This window comes from Pelagibius sp. CAU 1746 (genome assembly GCF_039839785.1).
GTDB lineage: Bacteria > Pseudomonadota > Alphaproteobacteria > Kiloniellales > Kiloniellaceae > Pelagibius.
Genome location: NZ_JBDOQT010000001.1, coordinates 1275491 through 1299033 on the forward strand (window position 1 = coordinate 1275491; position 23543 = coordinate 1299033).

At 68.4% G+C, this 23543-nt stretch carries 16 protein-coding genes; 5 read left to right on the forward strand and 11 right to left on the reverse strand.

The window, feature by feature from the left end:
• Positions 1-77: 77 nt before the first annotated feature.
• Positions 78-1229, forward strand: coding sequence for an A/G-specific adenine glycosylase (gene mutY, locus AAFN88_RS06135; RefSeq protein WP_347519060.1), 1152 nt, complete (start codon positions 78-80; stop codon positions 1227-1229).
• A complete protein-coding gene (locus AAFN88_RS06140) occupies positions 1226-2125 on the forward strand; it encodes a DMT family transporter (protein ID WP_347519063.1) in 900 nt (299 codons plus the stop codon). The genes mutY and AAFN88_RS06140 overlap by 4 nt, the downstream gene beginning before the upstream one ends.
• 159 nt (positions 2126-2284) lie before the next feature.
• Here the strand turns inward: AAFN88_RS06140 and AAFN88_RS06145 are convergent, their stop codons facing one another.
• The 11 genes from AAFN88_RS06145 to AAFN88_RS06195 all read right to left on the reverse strand — a co-directional run bounded on the left by AAFN88_RS06145 (position 2285) and on the right by AAFN88_RS06195 (position 18567).
• On the reverse strand, positions 2285-7444 hold the full coding sequence (locus AAFN88_RS06145) for a calcium-binding protein (RefSeq protein WP_347519064.1): 5160 nt from the start codon (positions 7442-7444) through the stop codon (positions 2285-2287).
• A gap of 305 nt (positions 7445-7749) precedes the next feature.
• A complete protein-coding gene (locus AAFN88_RS06150; protein WP_347519066.1) occupies positions 7750-8409 on the reverse strand; it encodes a CARDB domain-containing protein in 660 nt (219 codons plus the stop codon).
• A 227-nt stretch (positions 8410-8636) separates the two neighbouring features.
• Positions 8637-9674, reverse strand: a complete 1038-nt coding sequence (locus AAFN88_RS06155) for a site-specific DNA-methyltransferase (protein ID WP_347521640.1) — start codon at positions 9672-9674, stop codon at positions 8637-8639.
• Between the two features lie 178 nt (positions 9675-9852).
• Positions 9853-10506: a ribonuclease HII gene (locus tag AAFN88_RS06160; protein ID WP_347519068.1), complete on the reverse strand. Its 654-nt coding sequence runs from the start codon at positions 10504-10506 to the stop codon at positions 9853-9855.
• Between the two features lie 34 nt (positions 10507-10540).
• Positions 10541-11872, reverse strand: coding sequence for a cation:proton antiporter (locus AAFN88_RS06165; protein ID WP_347519070.1), 1332 nt, complete (start codon positions 11870-11872; stop codon positions 10541-10543).
• Between the two features lie 206 nt (positions 11873-12078).
• A complete protein-coding gene (locus AAFN88_RS06170; RefSeq protein ID WP_347519072.1) occupies positions 12079-13200 on the reverse strand; it encodes a PA0069 family radical SAM protein in 1122 nt (373 codons plus the stop codon).
• Between the two features lie 370 nt (positions 13201-13570).
• Entirely contained in the window at positions 13571-14266 is a 696-nt protein-coding gene (locus tag AAFN88_RS06175) for a nitroreductase family protein (protein WP_347519074.1), read from the reverse strand.
• A gap of 156 nt (positions 14267-14422) precedes the next feature.
• On the reverse strand, positions 14423-14968 hold the full coding sequence (gene moaB / locus AAFN88_RS06180) for a molybdenum cofactor biosynthesis protein B (protein ID WP_347519075.1): 546 nt from the start codon (positions 14966-14968) through the stop codon (positions 14423-14425).
• Entirely contained in the window at positions 14955-16859 is a 1905-nt protein-coding gene (locus tag AAFN88_RS06185; protein WP_347519077.1) for a lytic transglycosylase domain-containing protein, read from the reverse strand. Before AAFN88_RS06185 ends, moaB begins: the two co-directional genes overlap by 14 nt.
• A 230-nt stretch (positions 16860-17089) precedes the next feature.
• Positions 17090-18001 carry a uracil-DNA glycosylase gene (locus AAFN88_RS06190; RefSeq protein ID WP_347519079.1) on the reverse strand — a complete coding sequence of 304 codons (912 nt, stop codon included), beginning with the start codon at positions 17999-18001 and terminating at the stop codon, positions 17090-17092.
• A gap of 77 nt (positions 18002-18078) precedes the next feature.
• Entirely contained in the window at positions 18079-18567 is a 489-nt protein-coding gene (locus tag AAFN88_RS06195; RefSeq protein WP_347519081.1) for a hypothetical protein, read from the reverse strand.
• 331 nt (positions 18568-18898) lie between these two features.
• On the opposite strand from AAFN88_RS06195, the gene AAFN88_RS06200 reads away from it, so the two are divergent.
• The 3 genes from AAFN88_RS06200 to AAFN88_RS06210 all read left to right on the forward strand — a co-directional run bounded on the left by AAFN88_RS06200 (position 18899) and on the right by AAFN88_RS06210 (position 23519).
• Positions 18899-20572, forward strand: a complete 1674-nt coding sequence (locus AAFN88_RS06200; protein ID WP_347519083.1) for an electron transfer flavoprotein-ubiquinone oxidoreductase — start codon at positions 18899-18901, stop codon at positions 20570-20572.
• A gap of 198 nt (positions 20573-20770) precedes the next feature.
• Positions 20771-22567 carry a tetratricopeptide repeat protein gene (locus tag AAFN88_RS06205; protein ID WP_347519085.1) on the forward strand — a complete coding sequence of 599 codons (1797 nt, stop codon included), beginning with the start codon at positions 20771-20773 and terminating at the stop codon, positions 22565-22567.
• Between the two features lie 70 nt (positions 22568-22637).
• Positions 22638-23519: a 4-(cytidine 5'-diphospho)-2-C-methyl-D-erythritol kinase gene (locus tag AAFN88_RS06210; protein WP_347519087.1), complete on the forward strand. Its 882-nt coding sequence runs from the start codon at positions 22638-22640 to the stop codon at positions 23517-23519.
• The last annotated feature ends 24 nt before the right edge of the window (positions 23520-23543 follow it).

The window sequence follows — 23543 nt, forward strand, 5'->3', positions numbered from 1 at the left end:
GCATCGTCCCCCTGGGCATTGTCCCAGTGACAAAAGCCTGCTTTGCGGTGGTTTGCGCGGCCATTATAGAGAAGGGCATGGCTCCTGTCGCATCCACAAAGGCCGCTTCGCAAGAAGACGGCGCGGCCCAGGCCGGTCCCGGGGCGGCGCTGCTGGCCTGGTACGACCGCCATGCGCGCACGCTGCCGTGGCGCCGCCCGCCGGGGACACCCCCCGGAGAGAAGGAACCGGACCCCTACCGTGTCTGGCTCAGCGAGATCATGCTGCAGCAGACCACGGTGGCGGCGGTCGGTCCCTACTTCGCCGACTTTCTGGCGCGCTGGCCCACGGTCGAGGCCCTGGCCGCGGCGCCGCTGGACGACGTGCTCACCGCCTGGGCCGGTCTGGGCTACTACGCCCGGGCGCGCAATCTGCACCGCTGCGCCAAGGTGGTGGCGGAGGAACTGGGCGGCGTGATCCCCGATACGGAAACGGAGCTGCGCAAGCTGCCGGGCATCGGCCCCTACACCGCCGCCGCTATCGCCGCCATCGCCTTTGGGCGGCGTGCCGTGGTGGTCGACGGCAATGTGGAGCGGGTGGTCGCCCGTCTCTTCAAGGTCGAGACGCCGCTGCCCGCGGCCAAGCCGGAGTTGACCCGCCTGGCCGACGCCCTGACGCCGGACGAGCGCGCAGGCGACTTCGCCCAGGCGATGATGGACCTGGGCGCCACGGTCTGCCTGCCGCGCGGGCCCAAATGCCTGCTGTGCCCCCTGGAATCCTGCTGTGAAGCCAAGGCCGCGGGCCTGGAGCAGGCGCTGCCGCGCCGCCGGCCCAAGGCCGCCAAGCCGACCCGCCACGCGGTGGCTTTCTGGCTGCAGGCGCCCGACGGCGCGCTGCTGCTGCGCCGACGCCCGGAGAAGGGCTTGCTGGGCGGCATGATGGAGGTGCCTTCGACCGACTGGCGCGAGGCGACCTGGGAGCAGAGGTCCGCCCGCGCCGCCGCACCGCTGGAGACCGAGTGGCGGGAACTGCCGGGCCTGGTGCGCCACACCTTCACTCACTTCCATTTCGAGGTGACGGTCTGGGCCGGGCAGGCGGCGGGGCGCGCCGAAATGGAAGCCGCCCAGGCGCAGGGCCGCTGGGTGGCCCTGGATGCCTTGGCCGACGAAGCCCTGCCCACGGTGATGCGCAAGGTCATCGACCACGGACTCCTCCACGCCGACGCCGTAAGAGATGGCCGTAAGAGATGACTGAGTCCGCCGCTTCCGCCAGCGGGTCCCTGGCCGAGACCAGGGGGCTGCTGCTCGGCTTCGTCGGCGTGGCGCTGTTCAGCCTCACCTTGCCGATGACGCGCCTGGCCATGGCCGACAGCGATCCGGTGGTCTTCGGCCTGGGGCGCTCCCTGCTGGCCGGAGCCGTGGCCGCGGCGATCCTGCTGGCGACCCGCCAGCGCCTGCCGCGCGGGCGCGAATGGCGCGGCCTCGCCGTGGTCGCTGCCGGGGTGGTCTTCGGGTTCCCGCTGCTCTCGGCCTGGGGTATGCAGCGGGTGCCGGCGGCGCATGGCGGCGTGGTGCTGGGCGTCCTGCCGCTGGTGACGGTGGCGGCCGGCGCGGTGCTGCTGCGCGAGCGGCCCTCCCTCGAATTCTGGCTGGTCTCGCTCCTCGGCGGCGCGGCGGTGGTGGCCTTCTCCCTGCTGCGCGGCGGCGGCAGCCTGGGCGTCGGACACCTGGCGTTGCTCGCCTCGGTGGTCTGCGCGGCGGTGGGCTATGCCGAGGGAGCGCGTCTCACCCGCAGCCTCGGCGGCTGGCAGGTGATCTGCTGGGCCCTGGTGATCTCCTTTCCTCTGCTGCTCGTTACCGTCGCGCCGGCTGCCCTGGCGCAGGGCCTGCCCGGCTCGCCGCAGAGCTGGGGCGCCTTTCTCTATGTGGCACTCTTCAGCCAGCTTCTCGGCTTCTTTGCCTGGAACCGGGGCCTTGCCTTGGGCGGCGTGGCGCGGGTCAGCCAAGTGCAGCTTCTTCAGACCTTCCTCACCATCGCCGCTTCGGCACTGCTGCTGGGTGAAGCGGTCGACGCCACCACCCTCGGCTTTGCGGTCTTCGTGGTGGCCAGCGTCGCCTTCGGCCGGCTCATGCCGGTGAAGCGGTGAAGCTGCTGTCGCGGGTTGCTGGGTCCCCGAGCGGGTCCGACGGCAGAAGGAACGGGCAGGAAGGTTCGCGGAAATGCCGCTTTCCGCACCGCCTGCCCGTATCCTCCCGGGGCCTGCCTGGCTCCTTGTCTCCGGCTGGGTCTCCTGCTGGGTCTCCGGCTAGCCGAAATCCAGGTTGATGGCGCCGTCCAGCTCCGACCAGGTGTCGATGGTGCCGTCGCCGATGCCGGCGAGCGTCAGGATGTCGCCGTTGTCGAAGGTAATGGTGACGTCGGTGCCGTCGTCGGCGACCATACTGTCGTTCAGGTCGCCGAATTCGTCGACCACGCCGTCGCTGTCGACGAATTCCAGCACGTCGCCGGCATTCAGCGCCACGTCGATGATGGTGTCGTTGCCTGTGCCGGCGTTGTTGCCGCCGCCGGTATCCGATTCGAAGTTATAGACGAAGCGGTCGTCGCCGCTGCCGCCTTCGATCGTGTCATTGCCCTGGTCGCCGTCGATGGTGTCGTTGCCGCTGCCGCCGTAGATCAGGTCGTTCCCGCCGACGTCTCCGGCGGTGTCGTCGCCGTCGATCAGGTCGTTGCCGGCGCCCCCGTAGATGGTGTCGTTGCCGTCCGGTGAGGTGTTGTTGGAGTCACCGAAAATGGTGTCGTCACCGCCCTCGCCGTAGATCAGGTCGTTGTTGGAGCCGCCGAGGATGCTGTCGGCATCGCCGCCGGCCAGGTCGCCGTCGTCACCATAGATGACGTCGGCGTTGAGGCCACCGTCGAGCACGTCCAGGCCGTTGCCGCCGTAGATCAGATCCTCGCCGAGGTCACCGGTGATGGAGTCGTTGTTGTCGCCGCCGTCGATGGTGTCGTCGCCGTCGTCGCCGAAGATGGTGTCGTTGCCGGCCTCGCCGAAGATCAGGTCGTTGCCACCGACATCTGCGGCGGTGTCGTCGCCGTCGATCAGGTCGTTGCCGGCGCCGCCGTAGATGGTGTCGTTGCCGTCCGGCGAGGTGTTGTCGGAGTCGCCGAAAATGGTGTCATCGCCGCCCTCGCCGTAGAGGACGTCATTGTTGGAGCCGCCGAGGATGAAGTCGGCATCGCCGCCGACGAGATCGCCGTCGTCGCCGTAGATGATGTCGGGAAGAATGTTGCCGTCGAGGTAGTCCAGGCCATTTCCGCCGTAGAGCACGTCCGCGCCGTCTTCGCCGAAGATGGAATCGTTGTCGTCGCCGCCGTCGATGGTATCGTCGCCGCTGTCGCCCCGGATGGTGTCGTTGCCGGCCTCGCCGAAGATCAGGTCGCTGCCGCCGACATCTGCGGCGGTGTCGTCGCCGTCGATGAGGTCGTTGCCGGCGCCGCCGTAGATGGTGTCCTCGCCGTCCGGCGAAGTGTTATCGGAGTCGCCGAAGATGGTGTCGTCTCCGCCTTCGCCATAGATCAGGTCGTTGTTGGAGCCGCCGTAAAGCAGGTCGGCGTCGCCGCCGGCGAGGTCGCCGTCGTCGCCGTAGATGATGTCCGCCAGGATGCCACTGCGGACGATGTCCATGCCATTGCCGCCGTAGATCAGGTCTTCGCCGTCGCCGCCGGTGATGGAGTCGTTGTCGTCGCCGCCGTCGATGGTGTCGTCGCCGGAATCGCCTTCGATGGTGTCGTTACCCGCCTCGCCGAAGATCAGGTCGCTGCCGCCGACATCTGCGGCGGTGTCGTCGCCGTCGATGAGATCGTTGCCGGCGCCGCCGTAGATGGTGTCCTCGCCGTCGGGCGAGGTGTTGTCGGAGTCGCCGAAGATGGTGTCGTCGCCGCCCTCGCCATAGATCAGGTCGTTGTTGGAGCCGCCGTAAAGCAGGTCGGCGTCGCCGCCGGCGAGGTCGCCGTCGTCGCCGTAGATGATGTCCGCCAGGATGCCACTGCGGACGATGTCCATGCCGTTGCCGCCGTAGATCAGGTCTTCGCCGTCACCGCCGGTGATGGAGTCGTTGTCGTCGCCGCCGTCGATGGTGTCGTTGCCGGAATCGCCTTCGATGGTGTCGTTGCCCGCCTCACCGAAGATCAGGTCGGCCTGACCCGCATCCGCAGCCTCGTCGTCGCCGTCGATCAGGTCGTTGCCGGCCCCGCCGTAGATGGTGTCCTCGCCGTCGGGCGAAGTGTTGTCGGAATCGCCGAAGATGGTGTCGTCGCCGCCCTCGCCGTAGATCAGGTCGTTGTTGGAGCCGCCGAGGATGAAGTCGGCATCGCCGCCGGCGAGATCGCCGTCGTCGCCGTAGATGATGTCGGGAAGAATGTTGCCGTCGAGGTAGTCCAGGCCATTTCCGCCGTAGAGCACGTCCGCGCCGTCTTCGCCGAAGATGGAATCGTTGTCGTCGCCGCCGTCGATGGTGTCGTCGCCGCTGTCGCCCCGGATTGTGTCGTTACCCGCCTCGCCGTAGATCAGATCGGCCTGATCGGTGTCTCCGGTGGCGATTTCGTCGCCTCCGTAGATCAGGTCGTTGCCGCTGCCGCCGTAGATGGTGTCCTCACCGTTGGGCGAGGTGTTGGCGGAATCGCCGACGATGGTGTCGTCACCGCCCTCGCCGTAGAGCAGGTCGTTGTTGGAGCCGCCGAGGATGCTGTCGGCGTCACCGCCAACGAGGTCGCCGTCGTCGCCGTAGACGGTGTCGGCCTGGATGTCGCCGCGCAGGACGTCCAGTCCGTTGCCGCCGTAGATGAGGTCCTCGCCGACATTGCCGTTGATGGAATCGTCGCCCTCGCCGCCGTCGATGGTGTCGCCGCCGTCCTGGCCCCGGATGGTGTCGTTGCCTGCGTCGCCGTAGAGCAGGTCGGCAAAGCCCGGGTCCCCGGAGGTCGGGTCATCGCCGTAGATCAGGTCGTTGCCGCTGCCGCCGTAGACGGTGTCGGCCCCGTTGGGCAGGGAGAAGTCGGCGTCGCCCACCAGGGTGTCGTTGCCGCCCTCGCCCCAGATCACGTCGTCGCCGATGCTGCCGTAGAGCACATCGTCGTCGCCGCCGATATTGTCTCCGTCGTCGCCGTAGATGGTGTCGGCATCGAAGCTGCCGTCGACGGTGTCGAGGCCGTTGCCGCCATAGATCAGGTCCATGCCCATGAACCCGTCGATGGTGTCGTTGCCCTCGCCGCCGTCGATGGTGTCGTCGCCGTCGCCGCCCTCGATGGTGTCATCGCCTGCGTCGCCATAGAGGAGGTCGTGGCCGTTCTCCCCGAAGATCTTGTCGTTGTCGCCGCCGCCGTAGGCCGTGTCGTCGCCGCTGCCGGCCTCTATGGTGTCGTCGCCTTCGTCGCCGTAGATCAGGTCGTTGCCGCCGAAATCGACCAGCCCGTCGTCGGCGACGATCGAATCGTTGCCGCTGCCGCCGTAGATCAGGTCGTTGCCGCTGCGGGTGTTGCCGCCGTCGTCTCCGTAGACCGTGTCGTTGCCGGCCCCGCCGTCCAGGGTATCGTCGCCGTCGGCATCCACGGAAGGTTCGTCGCCGTAGATCAGGTCGTCGCCGCCCTCGCCATAGGCGCGGTCGTTGCCGAGGCCGCCGTTTAGCGTGTCCGCGGCGCCCAGGCCGTCGCCGTCGTCGCCGTAGAGCAGATCGTTGCCGTCGTTGCCGAAAACCATATCGCTGTCGGCGCCGCCATAGACGCTGTCCGCGCCTTCGTTGCCGGCGACGCTGTCGTCGCCTTCGTCGCCGTAGGCCTGGTCGTCGCCGGTGTTGCCTTCGACCGAATCGTTGCCCGTGCCGCCCAGCAGGTAGTCGCCGCCTGCGCCGCCGTAGAGGCCGTCGTCGCCGCCGCCGCCGTAGAGGAAGTCGTTGTGGTCGTTCAGGTAGGGAATGGGGGCGAGATAGTCCGCCTCCGAGCCGCCGTAGAGCGAGTCGTTGCCGTCACCGCCCAGCAGGACGTCGGGCCCGCCGTAGCCTTCCAGCTTCTCGCCGCCGTCGCCCGCCTGCAGGAAGTCCTGCCCGGGCAGGGGGTCGGGGTTGTCCTGACCCGGGTTGAGGTCGTCGGTCACGGGGTCCGAGGGGTTGGGGTCCACCGTCGCCGTGTCGTTGAGAGCGCCGTCGGTGGGCGTGACGTTCGTCGTCCAGTCGGTCTGGTCGTCGTCGTCGGCCAGGTCGACGCGCGAGAAGATGAGGTGCCCCTCGGTGAACTGGCCGAAGAAGGTCTCGAAGTTGAAGCCCGGCAACTGCGCGCCGAATCCGTCGGGCGAGCCTGAGAAGTCGGCATCGGCGAGGACGGCAAGCTCCGCCTGCGTCAGGTTGGCCGCGAAGGTGTCCAGGGTCTGGTCGCCATCGATGTCCTCGCCCGCGCGGTAGACGAGGTTCACGGCGATGGGCTCCGTCGTGTCGTCGCCCAGGTCCCAGAAGGTGGCGTCGGCGATTGTGAAACCGCCGACGACGGTGCCGGCGGCATCGAAGACCCGCACGATGATATCTTCAACCCCCGCCGTACCCTCGTCGTCGGCGAGCTGGTAGAAGACGATGAAACCGCCGGCAGGAATGGTAATGCCGTCGGGCAGGCCGAAGGTGATCAGCGCGCCGTCGGGATTGAGAATCTGGATCGTCAGGTCTTCTGTTGTTGTGGGGACGCCGGAGTTGTTGTGCAGCTCGATGAAGCTGTACTCGGGCAGCTTTTGGGCCTGGGCCGTCTCCGGTTCTTCATCCGGCGCGGCGCCGGGCAAGCCCGGAATGTCGATCGGCACGCGCAGGCCGATCTCGTTGATGATCAACGGCGGCGGCGGGAAGATCGGCAGGATTGGGTCCGGCTCCACGGAGATCAGCCCGAACTCCAGTTCCACCGGCGGAATTACCCCCTGGGCGGCCAGCAGGTCGAGGATGTTGCCCAGGTTGTCGTCGTAGGCGGAGACGCCCCCGCTGAGCGCGCCGGGGCCGGCGGCGACCTCATTCAGTCCCGCGGTGCCGCCCTCCAGCGCCAGGGCCTGGTCGATCAAGATGTCGGCGCCGACATCGATTCCGGCGATGCGGAATGCCGGGACGTCGCCGGACTCGGCGGCCTGCACCATGCCCAGAAAGACGACCTGGCTATCGGCCAGGCCGTCGCCGTCGTCGTCGAAGGTGACGGCGAAGTCATCGCCGCGCACGGCCACCTGGGCGCTGGCCGGCGGGAAATTCAGAATGTAGGTCTGTCCGGGGAGCGATTGGATCTCGACTGTCTGGCCGGGAGCCGGACGCTCGATGATGCTCGTGCCGCCTGCCTGACCGGTCAGGGATGCCGCTTCAAGGCCGGCAGTTTCGGCGGGTTCCGTGAGGGCGTCATCCATCGCCACGGTGTCGACAAGGCCGCTGACACCAAGTTCAAGATCATCGGACATTCGTGTCTCCCGAACACAGCACAGACCCCCGGGAAACTCTTCACGGAAAAGCAGAACGAATCCTGACGTTCCGGAATCAGTCTGGACAAGCCCTGTGGCGATCGCAAGACAACCCTTAGTAAATACAATGTAGTATTGTATGAGTTCGGGATTTATGAAGTATTTTAATAGAAGTTTCTCGAATACATTTCACCTATTGGTTCATTTCTTCGATTGGTTTCTTTTAAAAAGGAGGAGGGCGGCCTTGGCAAGGGCCGCCCGCAGGTGCTCGCGGGGAGAGCTTCCGGAGGAAACGCGGGACCTGTCTAGTCGGCCGGCCGGCGCAGCAGCGGGCGTTTCGGCGCCTCCGGCTGCTTGGGCGCCAGGCGCAGCGGGCGCGGCTTCGGCTCCTCGCTGCCGCGCAGCCGGCGCAGTTGGAAAATATTGGCCGAGTCGAGCCTCGAGGGGCGCGCCGCGGCGGGCTGTGCGGTCAGCGGCAGCGGCGCCGGCGGCGCAACGCCCACGGCAGGCAGTTCGGTGTAGCTGCTCTGGGCGCTGTTGTTGGTTTCGTTGGACTCCGCGACGTCGCCTCCGGCATCGACCTCGGCGTCGAAGACATAGGTTCCGGGCGTCCAGGGGATGGCGTTCCAGAAGCTGAGATTGTGGCTGAAGGATTCGCCCGGCTCCAGCGCCGGCACGTCGATCACGGCGCGGTTGGGGAAGGCCGGATCGACATAGGCGCCCATGCCCGGCGCCTCGGGGCAGCCGCCGTCGGCCTTGCCGAATTTGGTGCAGTTGATGGTCAGGTGGCTGGGGCCGGCGGCCGTGGTGCCGGCGTTCTGGACGCCCACGCTGGCGTTCATGGGAAAGTTCAACTGCGGGACCAGGTCGGGCTGGGCGAGGGCCTGGCCGGCCCCGGCGGCGAGCGCGGCCGCGGCCGAAAGGCCGGCGACGGCGAGTAAGCTTCGGAACAAGTGCTTGGCCATGATGAGATCCTCCGGTGAGGGGTGTCTGCATCATGGGTCGTGCCCGGCCGCCGCCCGGTTCAAAGCGACTTTTATCCCGCCGCCCCTCCGCAGCGGCGCGCTCTAGGCGATGGCCGCGGAATGGTTCGAGACGCCCGCCGACGCGGGGCCCCCTCGCCATGAGGGCGGGACTGAAGCCCGATCCCGGGGAGGGCTGAACGCCCGTCCCGGAGGAAGAGGCGAGCGCGTCAGTTCATCGTCTTGGGCAGGTTGGCGCGCAGCTTCTGGCGCAGCAGGTCGATGGAGACCGGCTTGCCCTCCACGTCGATGTGCCAGAAGGACCAGCCGTTGCACGACGGCGCGCCCTGCAGGTGGGCGCCGACCTGGTGGATCGAGCCCTTGAAGTCGCTGGTGATGAGGGTGCCGTCGGCGCGCACCTTGGCGCGGTGGCGCTTGTCCGGGCCGTGCAGCACGGTACCCGGCTCCAGCAGGCCGTGCTCGATAAGCCAGCCGAAGGGGATGCGCGGCTCGGCGCGCTTGGAGGGCGTCTCCACCATCTCCAGGTCGCTGACCGGCTGCACCGCGGCGATGCGCTTCTTGGCGACCGCGATGTAGTCGTCATCGCGTTCCAGGCCGATGAAGTGGCGGCCCAGCTTCTTGGCCACGGCACCGGTGGTGCCGGAACCGAAGAAGGGATCGAGCACCACGTCGCCCGGCTTGGTGGCGGCCATGATGACGCGGTGCAACAGGGCTTCCGGCTTCTGCGTCGGATGCGCCTTCTCGCCCTTGTCGTTCTTCAGGCGCTCGCCGCCGCTGCAGATGGGGATCAGCCAGTCGCTGCGCATCTGCAGGTCGTCGTTCAGCCGCTTCATGGCGTCGTAGTTGAAGGTGTAGCGCGCGTCCTTGTCCTTGGCCGCCCAGATCATCGTCTCGTGCGCGTTGGTGAAGCGGCGGCCGCGGAAGTTCGGCATGGGATTGGTCTTGCGCCACACCACATCGTTGAGGATCCAGTACTCCAGGTCCTGCAGCGCGGTGCCGACGCGGAAGATGTTGTGATAGCTGCCGATCACCCAGAGCGAGCCGTTGTCCTTGAGGACGCGGCGCGCGGCGCGCAGCCAGCGGCGGGTGAAGTCGTCGTAGGCGGCGAAGCTGTCGAACTGGTCCCAGGCGTCGTCGACGGCGTCGACCTTGGAGTTGTTCGGCCGGTGCAGGTCGCCGGCGAGTTGCAGGTTATAGGGCGGGTCCGCGAAGACCATATCGACCGAGGCCTCCGGCATGGCCTCCATCAAGGCGATGCAGTCGCCCTGCTTGACGACGTTCTTCTGCACGGATTTTCCCCTTCTTGCGCCAGGTTTCGCCGCGCCGACCCCGATTCGGCGCGCAAGCCGGCTATCCTGAGTCAAGCGGAGTCGACCGTCAAGCCTCTTGGCGCAAAGAGTCTAGCTGACTCAAGATCTTACGCTCTCAAGTTAAAGATTTGCTTTCGAGGGCGTCGCGGATCGGCCGGAAGGAGCGGCGATGCAGCGGCGTGACGCCCAGCCGCGCGAGGCCGGCGCGGTGCTCGGCGGTGCCGTAGCCCTGGTTGCGTTCCCAGCCGTAGCCGGGGTAGTCGCGGGCCAGCGCCGCCATGGCGCGGTCGCGGGTCACCTTGGCGACCACCGAGGCGGCGGCGATGGAGAGCGAGCGGCTGTCGCCCTTGATCACCGCGCGCGCCTCGCAGGCCAGTTGCGGCAGCTTGTTGCCGTCGACCAGGGCCGCTTCGGGCGCGCTGTCCAGCGCCGCCGCCAGCGCCGTGGCGGCGCGCTGCATGGCCAGCAGCGAGGCCTGGAGAATGTTGAGGCGGTCGATCTCCTCGACGCTGGCCTCGCCCACCGCGATGCGGGCGCAGGCGCAGGCCGGATCGCTGAGGATCGCGAAGAGGTCGCTGCGCCGCTTGGCCGAGAGCTTCTTGGAATCGTCGAGGCCCTCGGCCAGTGCCGCGTCCAGCGCCGCCGGGTCCAGCCAGGCGGCGGCGGCCACCACCGGTCCCGCCCAGGGTCCGCGTCCGGCCTCGTCGAGCCCGATGACGATGCGCCCCTTGTCGTGACCCAGCTCGCGTTCCAACGAGAAGTCGGGCACTTGGTCTCCCCCTGCGGCGCCTGTTGCTGTCTGCCTACTCGGCCGAGGCGTCGCTGGCGGCGGCGCCGTCGCCCCCCGTTTTGCTCCGGCGGGGCTTCCTGTAGCGCGCCAGCCAGGCGTTGACCAGCCCGCGCGAGCGGCCCAGCGCCAGGGCCTCCGGCCCCACCGTGAGGCGCAGGGTCTCGCGGCCCGAGGTGATGCCCAGCAGCGCGATGCGGTGCAGGCGGCGCGCCGCTTCCAGCCACACCGGGCTGACCAGCAGCGAGATCACCGTGACCGCGACCAGCAGGCGGTGGCTTTCCCAGTCGATGGCGGCCACCGTCAGGCCTTGTGCCGCGAGGATGAAGGAGAATTCGCCGAGCTGGGCCAGCAGCACCGAGGAGAGGAAGGCGCGCGGCCAGGTCTCGCCCAGGGCGCGGATCAGGCCGATGTTGAGCGCGGTCTTCAGCACCGCGACGAAGAACACCAGCATGACCACGGTGCCCAGGTTGGCCCAGATGTACTGGATGTCGATCAGCAGGCCGATGGTCAGGAAGAAGACCATCAGCAGCACCGTCTGGATGGGCTCGGTGTAGTGGATCATGGCGCGCCGGCTGGTCGAATTGCCGATCACCAGGCCGGCCAGGAAGGCGCCGTAGGAGGCGGAGAGGCCCAGCAGGCCGGAGAGCGCCGCGGCGCCGAAGCAGAAGCCGAGGCCGGCCAGCGGCAGCAGTTCGCGGTTGCGCCCGATCTCGCGGGCGAAGGGCAGGCGCACCCGCTTGCGCTTGCCCAGGTAGGCGATCATCAGGCCCAGGAAGACGACGGACAGCAGGATCTTGACGATGGCCAGGGTGCCGATGCCGCCGTCGCCGCGGAAGGCGCCGATAATCAGGATCATGGGGATCACCGCCAGATCCTGGGCGATGAGGATGCCGATGGTGACGTTGCCGACGCGGGTGCGCTTCTCGCCGATCTCGTCCAGCATCTTGATGGCCACGGCGGTCGACGACAGCGCCACCACGAAGCCGACCACCACGGTCAGCGCCAGCGGCCAGTCGAGCAGCAGGCCCAGCAGGTACATGCCCAAGAAGGCGACGGCGATCTGGAAGGCGGTGGTCAGCACCGCCACCTTCCACACCGCGCGGAAGTCGCGCAGGTTCAGCTCCATGCCGATGAAGAACAGCAGCATGAGCACGCCCAGCTCGGCCAGAAGCTGCACCTGCTCGCGGCTCTGCACGAAACCGAAGCCCGAGGGCCCGAGGACCGCGCCGGCCAGGATGTAGCCCAGCAGGATGGGTTGGCGGAAATAACGCATCACCAAGCCGCAGCCGAGCGCGCCGACGACGACGATGGCCAGTTCGGTAATGCTGCTTGTGTGCCCTTCCATGTGCCGAAACCTAGCACAAAGAAGCAGTTAAGTGATTAACGCGGCGGTGGTGGGTGGCGACCGGCCGGCTTGCGACCCCACCCCCACCCTAGCCCTCCCCCATCAAAGGGGGAGGGGATGTATTGCCGAGGCCCCTCTTCTTGTCCCTCCCCCCTTGATGGGGGGAGGTTAGGAGGGGGGTGGAACGCCGTGTTCGGGGACAGGGACTAAAGCAGCGACATTTGCCTTTCGTCAGCCCTCGGCGCCTCGAACTGGGAGGTGTCCAGGCGCGCCCCGCCGCGGTTGAGGCCCAGCCGCCGCTCGGCCTGCTTGAAGCGCTTGGCGAGCAGTTCGGCGTAGACCCCGCTGCCGCGCTGGCGCAGGCCGAACTCGGACTGATTGAGGCCGCCCTCGCGGGTGTCCCGCACCAGATTCAGCACCTTGGCCTTGCGCTCGGGAAAATGCGCCTCCAGCCATTCGGCGAAGAGGTTCTTGATCTCCAGCGGCAGGCGCAGCAGCACGTAGCCGCCGTGGCGGGCGCCGGCGCGCACCGCGGCGTCCAGCAGGGACTCCAGTTCCATGTCGTTGATCGCCGGGATCATCGGCGCCGTCATCACCCCGGCCGGCACGCCGGCGGCATTCAGGGTGCGCAGCGCCTCCAGGCGGCGCTCCGGCGTCGGCGCGCGCGGCTCCATGACGCGGGAGAGCCGGCGGTCCAGTGTGGTGAGGGAAACCATCACCCGCACCAGCCCCTCGCGGGCCATGGGCGCCAGGATGTCCAGGTCGCGCAGCACCAGGTTGGACTTGGTGACGATGGTGAAGGGGTGCCGGGTCTCGCGCAGCACCTCCAGGATGGCGCGGGTGATCTTCAGGCGCCGCTCGATGGGCTGGTAGGGGTCGGTGTTGGTGCCCAGCGCGATGGGCTCCGGCTTGTAGCCCTTGCGCGCCAGTTCCTTCCTCAGGAGGGCCGCAGCCTCCGGCTTGGCCAGCAGCTTGGTCTCGAAGTCCAGACCGGGGGAATAGCCCAGCCAAGCGTGGCTCGGCCGGGCAAAGCAGTAGATGCAGCCGTGCTCGCAGCCCCGATAGGGATTGATCGAGCGGTCGAAGGGGACATCGGGTGAGCTGTTCCGGGTGATGATGGTGCGGCTGGCGTCCCAGGTGACCTCGGTGGGCGGGCCCGGCGGCTCGGCCAGGTTGTCGGGGGAGCCCATTGCATCGGGAGAAAAGGTCTCCGGGGCCGCGCCCCAGCCGTCGTCGATGGCGACCCGGGTGAAGGGCTCGTAGCGGCCGCTGGCGTTGCTGACGGCGCCACGGCCCTTCTTCGGTCGCTGGGGGATCAGATCAACCATGGGATTGAAGTTAGCGCTAAAAAGTGAATAAAACAAGAACAAAACAGGAAAATAGAGTTTCAGGAGCGGCGGAATCCCTGGCGCGACTCGGCGGGACTCGAACCGCAGGATCCAGTCCACCCCGGTCCTACTTCAACTTGTGATGGCATATCGGAGCGCCCCTATATCTTGATTCGTCGACGGGCATGGGGCGGCCCGCTCCGGGGGGCGATTACGACTCCCGGCTGTAGAACATCGCCGGAAACGAGAACAAACGTTCTCTTCGCCACCACGCCTGGCGGGGCCAAGCGCAGGCGCGGCGGTCAGGCGGAAAGGCTCACGAGGGCAAAAGGGCTCACGAGGGCAAAAGGGGTCAGGGGGGAGAAAGGCCTCACAGGAAGGTGGCGATCTCTTCCAGCGGCTTCTTGTCCTTGGCGTGGCGGGGCACGGTGGCGTCGGCCGCGGCGTGGCCGGCGACCAGGATCATGTAGGGCTTCTCGTTCTCCGGGCGCCCGCAGGTCTCGTTGAGGAAGCGCATGGGATTGGGCGTGTGGGTCAGGGTGGCCAGCCCCGCGCGGTGCAGGGCGGTGATCAGCATTCCGGTGGCGATGCCCACGGATTCGCCGATGTAGTAGTTCTTGCCGATCTTGTGCTGGGCGTCGACGCGATAGCGCTCGGCGAAGACGACGATCAGCCAGGGCGCCGTCTCCAGGAAAGGCTTGTCGGAGTCGGTTCCCAGGGGGGCCAGGTCGCGCAGCCACTCCTGGCCCGCCTTGCCGGCGTAGAAGGCCTTCTCTTCAGCCTCCGCCGCCGCGCGGATGCGCTTCTTCAGGGCCGGGTCGGCGACGGCGACGAAGTGCCAGGGCTGGTGATTGGCGCCGCTGGGCGCGGTGCCGGCGGTGCGCAGGCAGTCCTCGATGACCGCGCGCGGCACCGGCTGGTCGGAGAAGTCCCGCACCGTGTGGCGGGTCCGCATCTCGGCCAGGAAGGCGCGGGCGCGTTCGGCCATCTCGGCGTCGCTGAACTCCCGGCGGTCCGGCAGCGGGATGGGATCATAGGCCGGTGCGGCGAGACCGGAATCACTCATGGTATTCGTCCCCAAAAAGGCATGGGCGCCCGCAATGGTTGATTTGCCCGACGTGGTGGGGCGCCTCGGCGCCCAGTAAAGCGGCTTCGTGCCCGGCATTCAAAGGGGAAAGGAGAATTGCCGCGTGAATTTTGCGGAGCGCAACGGCGCCGGCCGTCAGCTCGCGGCCTTCAGGTGTTCCTTCAGGCGCGGCATCAGCTCGACCAGATTGCAGGGCCGGTGGCGCGAGTCGAGCTGGAACTTCAGGATGTCCTCCCAGCCGTCCTTGCAAGCGGAGGGAGAGCCGGGCAGGGCGAAGAGGTAGGTGCCGTCGGCGACGCCGCCGATGGCGCGGCTCTGCATGGTCGAGGTGCCGACCTTCTGGTAGCTGAGCATGCGGAACAGCTCGCCGAAGCCCTCGATCTCCTTCTCCATCACCTGCTTGAAGGCTTCCGGTGTCACGTCGCGCCCGGTCACGCCGGTGCCGCCGGTGGTCAGGATGCAGTCGACCTCCGGGTCGGCGATCAGCGCCTTCAGGGCGGCGACGATCTTGTCGGTGTCGTCGGTGACGATGTCGCGCCTGGCCAGCTTGTGGCCGTCGGCGGCGATCATTTCCTCCAGGCGCTGGCCGGACTTGTCGTCGGCCAGGGTCCGGGTGTCGGAAATGGTCAGGACAGCGATGTTAACGGGCAGGAAGGGGAGCGATTCGTCAATTCGAGCCATTGAGCGCGACCTCGGCACGGGTTCCGTCCAAGGCTTCGTAGCGCGGCCAGTCGCCGCCTGCAAGTCGTTCCAGCGAGGGCGCGGGCTGGCCCAGGCGCTCGCGGTAGATCCACAGGTTGGTCAGCACCCGTTCGATGAACAGGCGGGTTTCCTTCGAGGGCAGGGCTTCGATGAACAGCAGCGGGTCGTGGTCGGCCTTGATGGCGCGCTCCCACTTGCCCAGGTTGCCCGGTCCGCCGTTGTAGGCGGTGGTCAGGCGGAAGAGGTCGCCCTGCACCCTTTCGTGCTCCAGCAGATAGGCGATGTAGCGCTGGCCCAGCTCCATGTTCAGGCTCGGCTCGAACAGCTCGTTGCGCCGGTTGCCACGGTGATAGTGGCCGCCCTTGTCCATATAGCTGGCGGTGCGCGGCATGAGCTGCATCAGCCCGCGCGCGCCGTCCGGGCTCTTGGCCCTGGTGTTGAAGGCCGATTCCTGGCGCATGACGGCGTAGATCAACGCCCGGTCCAGGGAGAAGCCGCTCTGCGGCTGCCAGGGCGGGATGGGATAGAGCGCGGCGTCCAGCGCGCCGCCGGCCTGCTCGCCGGCCTTGGCGCGGGCCAACTGGCTGCCCATGCGGAAGGCCAGCGCCGGCATCTTGGCGTGCTGCGCCAGTGCCAGCAGTGCCTCGCCCTGCTGCGGGTCGCCCCAGCGCCCGGCGTTGACCAGTTCGTCCTCGGCGGCCTCGCGGTCGCCGACCTGGAGCAGCGCCAGGGCGCGGCTGCCGACCGGGCTCCGGTTGAGCCGCTCGGTCATTTCCGGACCCAGCCGGTGGGAGCCGAAATCGAACTCGATGCGCATGCCCAGGGCGCGGCGCGCCAGCAGGCCGTAGAAGGTGCGCTGGTATTCGGCGGCGCGGCGCAGCAGCGGGCTGCTGCGGTCGGGACGCTGCTGCTTCAGGTGCGCGCGGGCGGCCCAGTAGGCGCCGGCGGCGACGTTCCAGCCGGCCACGTTGTCGGCCCCCGCGAGGGTCTCGAAGAAGACCGCGGCCTCGTCGATGTGGCCCAGGCGCCAGGCTGCGAGGCCGGCGATCCAGTTGATCATCGGCGCGGCGCGGCCGGAGCGGTGCGCGGCCGGCGCGGCCAGGGCGTAAGCGCGCTGGGTGTCGCCGTAGTAGAACCAGCCGCTGGCCACCAGGGCGCGGGCCTCGTCCAGCTCGACCTCGTCCAGCAGGTTCCTCACGGAGGCCTGGCCCAGCAGCTTCTCGGTGACGGTGAAGCGCTGGCGCAGCACGTTGCGGCGCACCTGGCGCTGCACGCGCGACACCTTGCGGCGCATCGCCTTGGAGCGCGGGCGCGGCGAGACGTAGTCCGTGCTGGCGCGCGCGGCGGTCCAGGAAACTCCGGTCCTGACCGCGGCCGGCGGCTGCGGGCGGCGGTAGTTGGCCGGGCGCCGCTTCAGGGCCAGCTTGTAGATGCGCTTGGCCTGGGGGTGGTCGGCGTAGTGGTCCATCCACTCCTTCAGCTCCAGGTACTTGGAGCGATAGGCCGTGGGATGCAGGTAGCGCTGGGCCAGCACGTGGCCCATGAGCCTGCGGTCGCTCAGGCCGGCGATCAGGCGGTCGGCGTCTTTCCAGCGGCCGCTTTCCTGCAGCGCGAAGATACGGCGGTAGGCCTCGGCGTCGTGGGCCTGCAGCACGGCCGGCAGGCCGTCGGGGCCGGCGAGCGAATTCGAGGGGCGGTTGGGCGCCATGCCGCCTGGCAGGGCGGCCGAGGGGGTCAGGTCCCGGGGCTGCAGTACGCCGGAAAGCTGTTGGGGGGCGGGCTGCTGGAGCGTGGAGGTCTGGGCGCCGGCGCTCTGGGGGGCGGTCCAGGCGATACAGGCCGCCGCGGCCGCAAGAACGACGCCGCGCACGGTCTGGCAAAGGCCTGCGGCCCCTTGCCGGGCACCACTCCTGGATTGCACTGTGACCCCCGTAGTTTTCATCGACCCTAACCAAGTGATCTGAGGGCCGCAACCGCCGCCCTGGGACAAACAAGCGCCAAAGACCGGGCGCCGCTGGGGCGCCCGCCCCAAGAAAGCCACACCCGGGGTTAAATCCACGTTAAATCAGATATTTGAAGGGGATTTGGCGGGTCAGGCCGCTAGTCGGCGGTCGCCGCCGCGGCCGCGGTCAGGCCCTCGCGCTCCATCGCCTCGGCGAAGGACAGCAGATCGCGCCAGGCCTCGCGCTTCTGGGCCGGCTGGCGCAGCAGATAGGCGGGATGCAGGGTCGGCAGGGCCGGGACCGGATGCTCCAGGCGCGGATGGTGATAGTCGGCCCAGCGCCCGCGCAGCTTCAGGATGCCTTCCGTGCGGTGCAGCAGGGTCTTGGCCGACATGCCGCCGACCAGCAGCAGCAGTTTTGGCTGCAGGATTTCGATCTGCCGCTCCAGGAAGGGCAGGCAGGAGGCGATCTCGCCCGGCGTCGGGTTACGGTTTCCCGGCGGGCGCCAGTACAGCAGGTTGGTGATGTAGACCTGGGTGCGGTCCAGGCCGATGGCCGCCAGCATGCGGTCCAGCAGTTGGCCCGCCGGGCCGACGAAGGGCTTGCCCTGGCGGTCCTCCTGGGCGCCCGGGGCCTCGCCGATGATCATGATCCTGGCCTCGGGGTTGCCGTCGAAGAGGCAGAGATTGGTGGCTGTCGCCTTCAGGGGGCAGCCCTCGAAGCTGTCCAGGGCTTGACGGATCTCCTCGATGGTCTTGGCGGCCGCGGCCAGGCGCTGGGCCGAAGCCTGGGCCTCGCTGGCCGAGGTCAGGCTGGGGGCCGGGCGGCCCTGCGCCGCCGGCGGGGGCCGGGACGCGTCTGCCAAGCCTTGGGCGGGGGCAGGCGCGGCCGGGGCCGCCGCCGGGGCGGGCCGGCCGCCGGCGGGTGTCGCGGCGGGGGCTGCGGCAGGCAGCGCGGTCCGGTCGAGCGGCAGCGCTCCGACCGCTTCGTCGGCGCCGGCTTCGATCTGCCATTTCAGGGCCTCGAGGAGATCCCGTTCGCTGACCTGTTGCTTGGGGGGCGTGCTCATCACGGCCGCCAGGATAGCACCGGCGCAGCGGCCTCAGAAAGCGGGGAAGGCGGGAAGGCCGAAAAAGCCGAGGCGGCTTAGTGGTAGAGCGGGGAGACGACCAGCACCAGCAGCACGTTGCCCAGGATGACGCCCATGATCATGAAGACCAGCAGCGTGTAGCGGTGCACGTTGGCCTCGCGCGACGACTTTATGGCGCGGGTGAACTGGGAAAAGCTGGAGAAGTGTCCGGCGATGTCGCGCAGCTTTTCGCGCTCGGTGTTCTGCCAGACCTGGTACAGCGCCAGGATGTAGATCACCGCGCAGGAGCACAGGAAACTGAGGGCGATGATCAGGTTGGTGAGCGCGGCGTTGTTGGGAACCAATTGGGCCAGCGCGATCAGGCCGCCGAAGACCAGCAGGGTCGAGCCGAGCGACTTCCACTGGTGCGCCTTGGCGAAACGGATGGAGTCGGCCGATTCCTTGTACAGCATGCACATTTCGGCATGCGTCAGCTCGTCCAGCTCGCTGGGCGTGTTCTCTCGGGCCGGCTCCTCGCCGAGATCGCGGATTTCCTGAGCAACCATGGTTTGAGGTCTCCAACGTCGCTATCCTCCGCCGGAAAGGTAAATTTTTCGAAAACCCCGCGGCTTTCCCCGCGGAGCGGGCCCCACAGAACGCCGTAGAGGACGCCGGCAGACGAAAGGGCGGCGCGGCGGCGGGCTTTGCCCCTGACGGCGGGCTGTACTATGTAGGGCGGGGGCGATGCCCGCGGGACCGCCCGCCGGCAGGCGAACGAAGGCCGGGGCCGGTCATTCCCCGGCGAACGAAAGAGTGAGCGCAAGCGCACCGCTATCAAGGGAGCGGGCCCCGCGGGGGCGGACCCGTGAGGCCGGCGCGCGGCAGGAGAGAGGGATCTTGGAACGCGAATTCATGGAATACGACGTGGTCATCGTCGGCGCCGGCCCGGCGGGCCTCTCGGCGGCCATCCGCCTGCGGCAGCTCTCGGCGGAAAGCGGCCGGGACATCTCGGTCTGCGTACTCGAGAAGGGCTCCGAGGTCGGCGCCCACATCCTCTCCGGCGCGGTGCTGGAGCCGCGCGCCCTCGACGAGCTGATTCCCGACTGGAAGGACAAGGGCGCCCCCTTGAACGCCCCGGTCGGCAAGGAGAAGTTCATGCTGCTCTCGGAGAAGGGCGGCATTTCCCTGCCGGTCTGGATGCTGCCCGCGCAGATGCAGAACCACGGCAACTACGTGGTCTCCCTGGGCAACGTCTGCCGCTGGCTCGCCGAGCAGGCCGAGGCCCTGGGCGCGGAGATCTATCCCGGCTTCGCCGCGGCCGAGGTGCTCTACCACGACGACGGCCCTTTGAAAGGGCGCGTCAAGGGCGTGGCCACCGGCGACATGGGCGTCGCCCGGGACGGCAGCCACAAGGACAGCTACCAGCCGGGTATGGAACTGCACGGCCGCTACACTCTGTTCGGCGAGGGCTGCCGCGGCTCGCTCACCAAGCAATTGGAGGCCAAGTTCGGCCTGCGCGAGGGGGCCGATCCGCAGACCTACGGCATCGGCATCAAGGAGCTGTGGGAACTGGACCCCGCCAAGCACGAGACCGGCACGGTGATCCACACCGCCGGCTGGCCGATGAACAACACCACCTGGGGCGGCTCCTTCATCTACCACTTGGAGAACAACCAGGCCTATGTCGGCTACGTCATCGGCCTGGATTACGACAATCCGCATCTCTCGACCTTCGACGAGATGCAGCGCTTCAAGACCCACCCGGCGATCCGTCCGATGCTGGAAGGCGGCAAGCGCATTTCCTACGGCGCCCGCGCCCTCAACGAAGGCGGTCTGCAGTCGCTGCCGAAACTGGTGTTTCCGGGCGGGGCGCTGATCGGCTGCGGCGCCGGCTTCCTCAACGTGCCGAAGATCAAGGGCAGCCACAACGCCATGAAGACCGGCATGCTGGCCGCCGAGGCCGCCTTCGAGGCCATCGCCCAGGCAGGCGAGGACGGCGAGGCGCCGGCGGTCCTGGAGGCTTTCCCGCAGAAGGTCGAAGCCTCCTGGGTCCACGAGGAGCTGCACAAGGCGCGCAACTTCCGGCCCTCTTTCGCCAAGTGGGGACTCTATGGCGCCATGCTCTACGGCGCTTTCGACATGAAGCTGCTGGGCGGCAGGGCGCCCTGGACCTTCCATCACAAGCACGCCGACAACGAAAGCCTGAAGCCGGCGGCGGAGATGCCGAAGATCGACTACCCGAAGCCCGACGGCGTCGTCACCTTCGACAAGCCGTCCTCGGTCTTCATCTCCAACACCAACCACGAGGAGGACCAGCCGGTCCACCTGACGCTGAAGGACGCGTCCGTTCCCGTCGAGCATAACCTGAAGCTCTTCGACGAACCGGCCCAGCGCTACTGCCCGGCGGGCGTCTACGAGATCGTCCGCGACGACGACGGTGGCAATCCGCGCCTGCAGATCAATGCGCAGAACTGCGTCCACTGCAAGACCTGCGACATCAAGGACCCGACGCAGAACATCGTCTGGGTGACGCCGGAAGGCGGCGGCGGCCCCAATTACCCCAATATGTGACGATCCCCGACGTGTAAGCCGGCGTCCGCTGGCGCGCGGTCGCAAAAAGGTGATTTCGCCGGGCGCGGGGCCCCCAAAGCTGGTCATTGTGAGGCCTTGGAGCGGTCGGTTACACTGGCCCCGCCAACTCCGGTGGCGGCCGGCCTCCTTGCCGGCCCCCTTGCCGGCCGCGTGAAGCGCAACCGCCAGGAGAGTGATTTGTCGAACCTTCGGGTCTTCCTGCGTCGTACCGTCTGGTCTCAGCGGGCCAAGTGGTCCAGGACGGCGTTCATCGCCCTGGCGGCCGGCTTCGTGCCCGCCGCCTGCGGTGCGGAATCCCCGGTGCAGAGCGCCGGCCTCGACACCCAGGTCGCCCAGGCCGCGCAGCCGGCCCCGCCGCCGGCGATTTCCTCGCCCTACGGCGCCTACCTGGCCGGCCTGGTGGCGCGCGGCAACGGCGACCTGGACGCGGCCACCGACTACATGCTGCAGGCGCTGCGCTACGACCCGGACAACCCGGAGGTCCTCTTCCCCGCCCTGCAACTGGCCGCCGCCACCGGCCGCCAGGAGGATGCCGCCGGCCTGTCGGCGCGGGTCCTGGAGCGCGAACCTCAGCACAGCCTCGCCACGCTGATCCTGGCGGTGGAGGCGGCCAGGACCGGCGATATGGACAAGGCGGACGAGCTGCTGGCCGGGTTGCCGCAACGCAATTTCGATCAGGTTCTGGTGCCCATGCTGCGGGCCTGGGTGCAGACCGGCCAGGGCGACCCGGACGGCGGCCTGGAGACGCTGTCGGTGCTGAAGGGCGACCGCGGCGCCAGCGTGCTCTACGGCCTGCACGCCGCCTTGATCGGCGAGGTCGCGGGGCGCCCGGAGCAGGCCGCCCAGGAGTACGAGGCCCTGTTGTCGTCGGCGGGCCGGCCGACGCTGCGCCTGACCTGGCTGGCCGGCAGCTTCTTCGAACGTCACGGCCAGCGCGAGCGGGCCTTGGCGCTGTACCGCGAATTCGTCGGCTCCACCGTCGGTTCCGACATTCTGCTGCCGATGCTGGAGCGCGCCGAGCGGGGCGATGACAGCCCGGCCGAGGTTTCCGCGGCCACCGACGGCATGGCCGAGGTGCTGTTCAACCTGGCCGGCCTGCTGAGCCAGGAGCAGGCCGACGATGCCGCGCTGGTCTATCTGCACCAGGCACTGGTGCTGCGGCCCGACTTCATCATGGCGAAGGTGCTGCTGGGCGAGATCCTGCAGAAGCAGGGCCGCAGCCGCGCCGCCATCGCCGCCTACCGCCAGGTGCCGCAGGGATCTCCCTTCGGCTGGATCGTGAGCCTGCGCATCGCCGACGAACTGCAGCAGATGGGCGACAACGAGGCAGCGCTCAGCGAGCTCGACCGCCTTGCCGCCGAGCGCCCCGACGCTTACGAGCCGATGATGCGCAAGGGCAACCTGCTGCGTATCGAGGAACGTTTCGACGAAGCGGTGGTGGCCTATGACGAGGCCGTGGCGCGCATCGAACGCGGCGGCGAGATCGGCCCGCATCACTGGTCGCTGCTCTACTTCCGCGGCATCGCCCTGGAGCGCGCCGACCAGTGGGAGCGCGCGGAGGCCGACTTCAAGCACGCCCTCGGCCTGAAGCCGGAGCAGCCCTATGTGATGAACTATCTGGCTTACTCCTGGGTCGAGAAGAAGCAGAACCTGGACGAGGCGGAGGCCATGCTGGAACGGGCGGTGAAACTGCGCCCGCGCGACGGCTACATCGTCGACAGCCTCGGCTGGGTCTACTACCGCCTCGGGCGCTACGAGGAAGCGGTGACGCAGTTGGAGAGGGCCGTCGAACTGCGGCCCCAGGATCCGACCATCAACGACCATCTCGGCGACGCCTTCTGGCAGGTCGGGCGCAAGCACGAGGCGCGCTTCCAGTGGCACCGCGCCTTGAGCCTCGATCCGGAAGAGGACCAGATCCCGGTGATCGAAAAGAAGATCGAGGACGGCATCACGACTCCGCCCGAGGACATCTGATCCTGCCAAAGCGAGTTTTGCCCGAGAGGCCGTGTGATCCTTATGCCCCGCTTGCTGCCGGCTGCTTCCTGTGAGTGACGCTGCTTCCGTTGCCGTCGTCGAAGACGCCTGGGCGAAGATCAACCTGACCCTGCAGATCACCGGACGCCGCCCCGACGGCTATCACGAACTGAACAGCCTCGTGGTCTTCGCCGAGGTCGGCGACCGGCTCACTTTCGCGCCCCTGGAGGGCGGCGGCCTCGATCTGACGGTCGAGGGACCGCAGGCGGGACCTCTCCTGCACCAGCACGACAACCTGGTCCTGGCCGCGGCCCTGGCGCTGGGCAAGCGCGCCGGGATCAGCGCCGGCGCCGCCATGACCTTGACCAAGAACCTGCCCGTCGCCTCGGGCATCGGCGGCGGCTCCGCCGACGCGGCGGCGGCGCTGCGCGGCCTCGCCCGCCTCTGGGGCGTCAGCCTGCCGCTGGCGAAAATGGAAGCCCTGGCGCTGGAGCTGGGCGCCGACGTGCCGGTCTGCCTGCGCGGTGCGCCGGTGGTGATGTCGGGCATCGGCGAAAAACTGGAACCGGTACCGGCACTGCCGCCGCTGTGGCTGGTGCTGGTCAATCCGGGGGTTGCGGTGTCCACTGCCGCGGTCTTCGCCGGGCGCGAAGGAGACTTCTCGCAAGCGCCCGAGCCCCTGCTGCCGCCGCTCGGCCTGGTCGCGCTCATCGACTGGCTGGCCGCGCGGCCCAACGACCTGCAGGCCGCGGCCTGCCGCCTGGCGCCGGCCGTGGTGGAGGTCCTGGCTGTCCTGGACGGGCTTCCCGACTGCCTCTTGGCGCGTATGTCGGGCAGCGGGGCGACCTGCTTCGGGCTGTTCGAGAGCGAGGCGGCGGCGCACGACGCCGCCGAGGCGCTGGTGCGGCAACATCCGGACTGGTGGGTGGCGCCGGCGCTCCTGCGCGCCTGACGCGGTAAGACCAAGAGCCTTTCA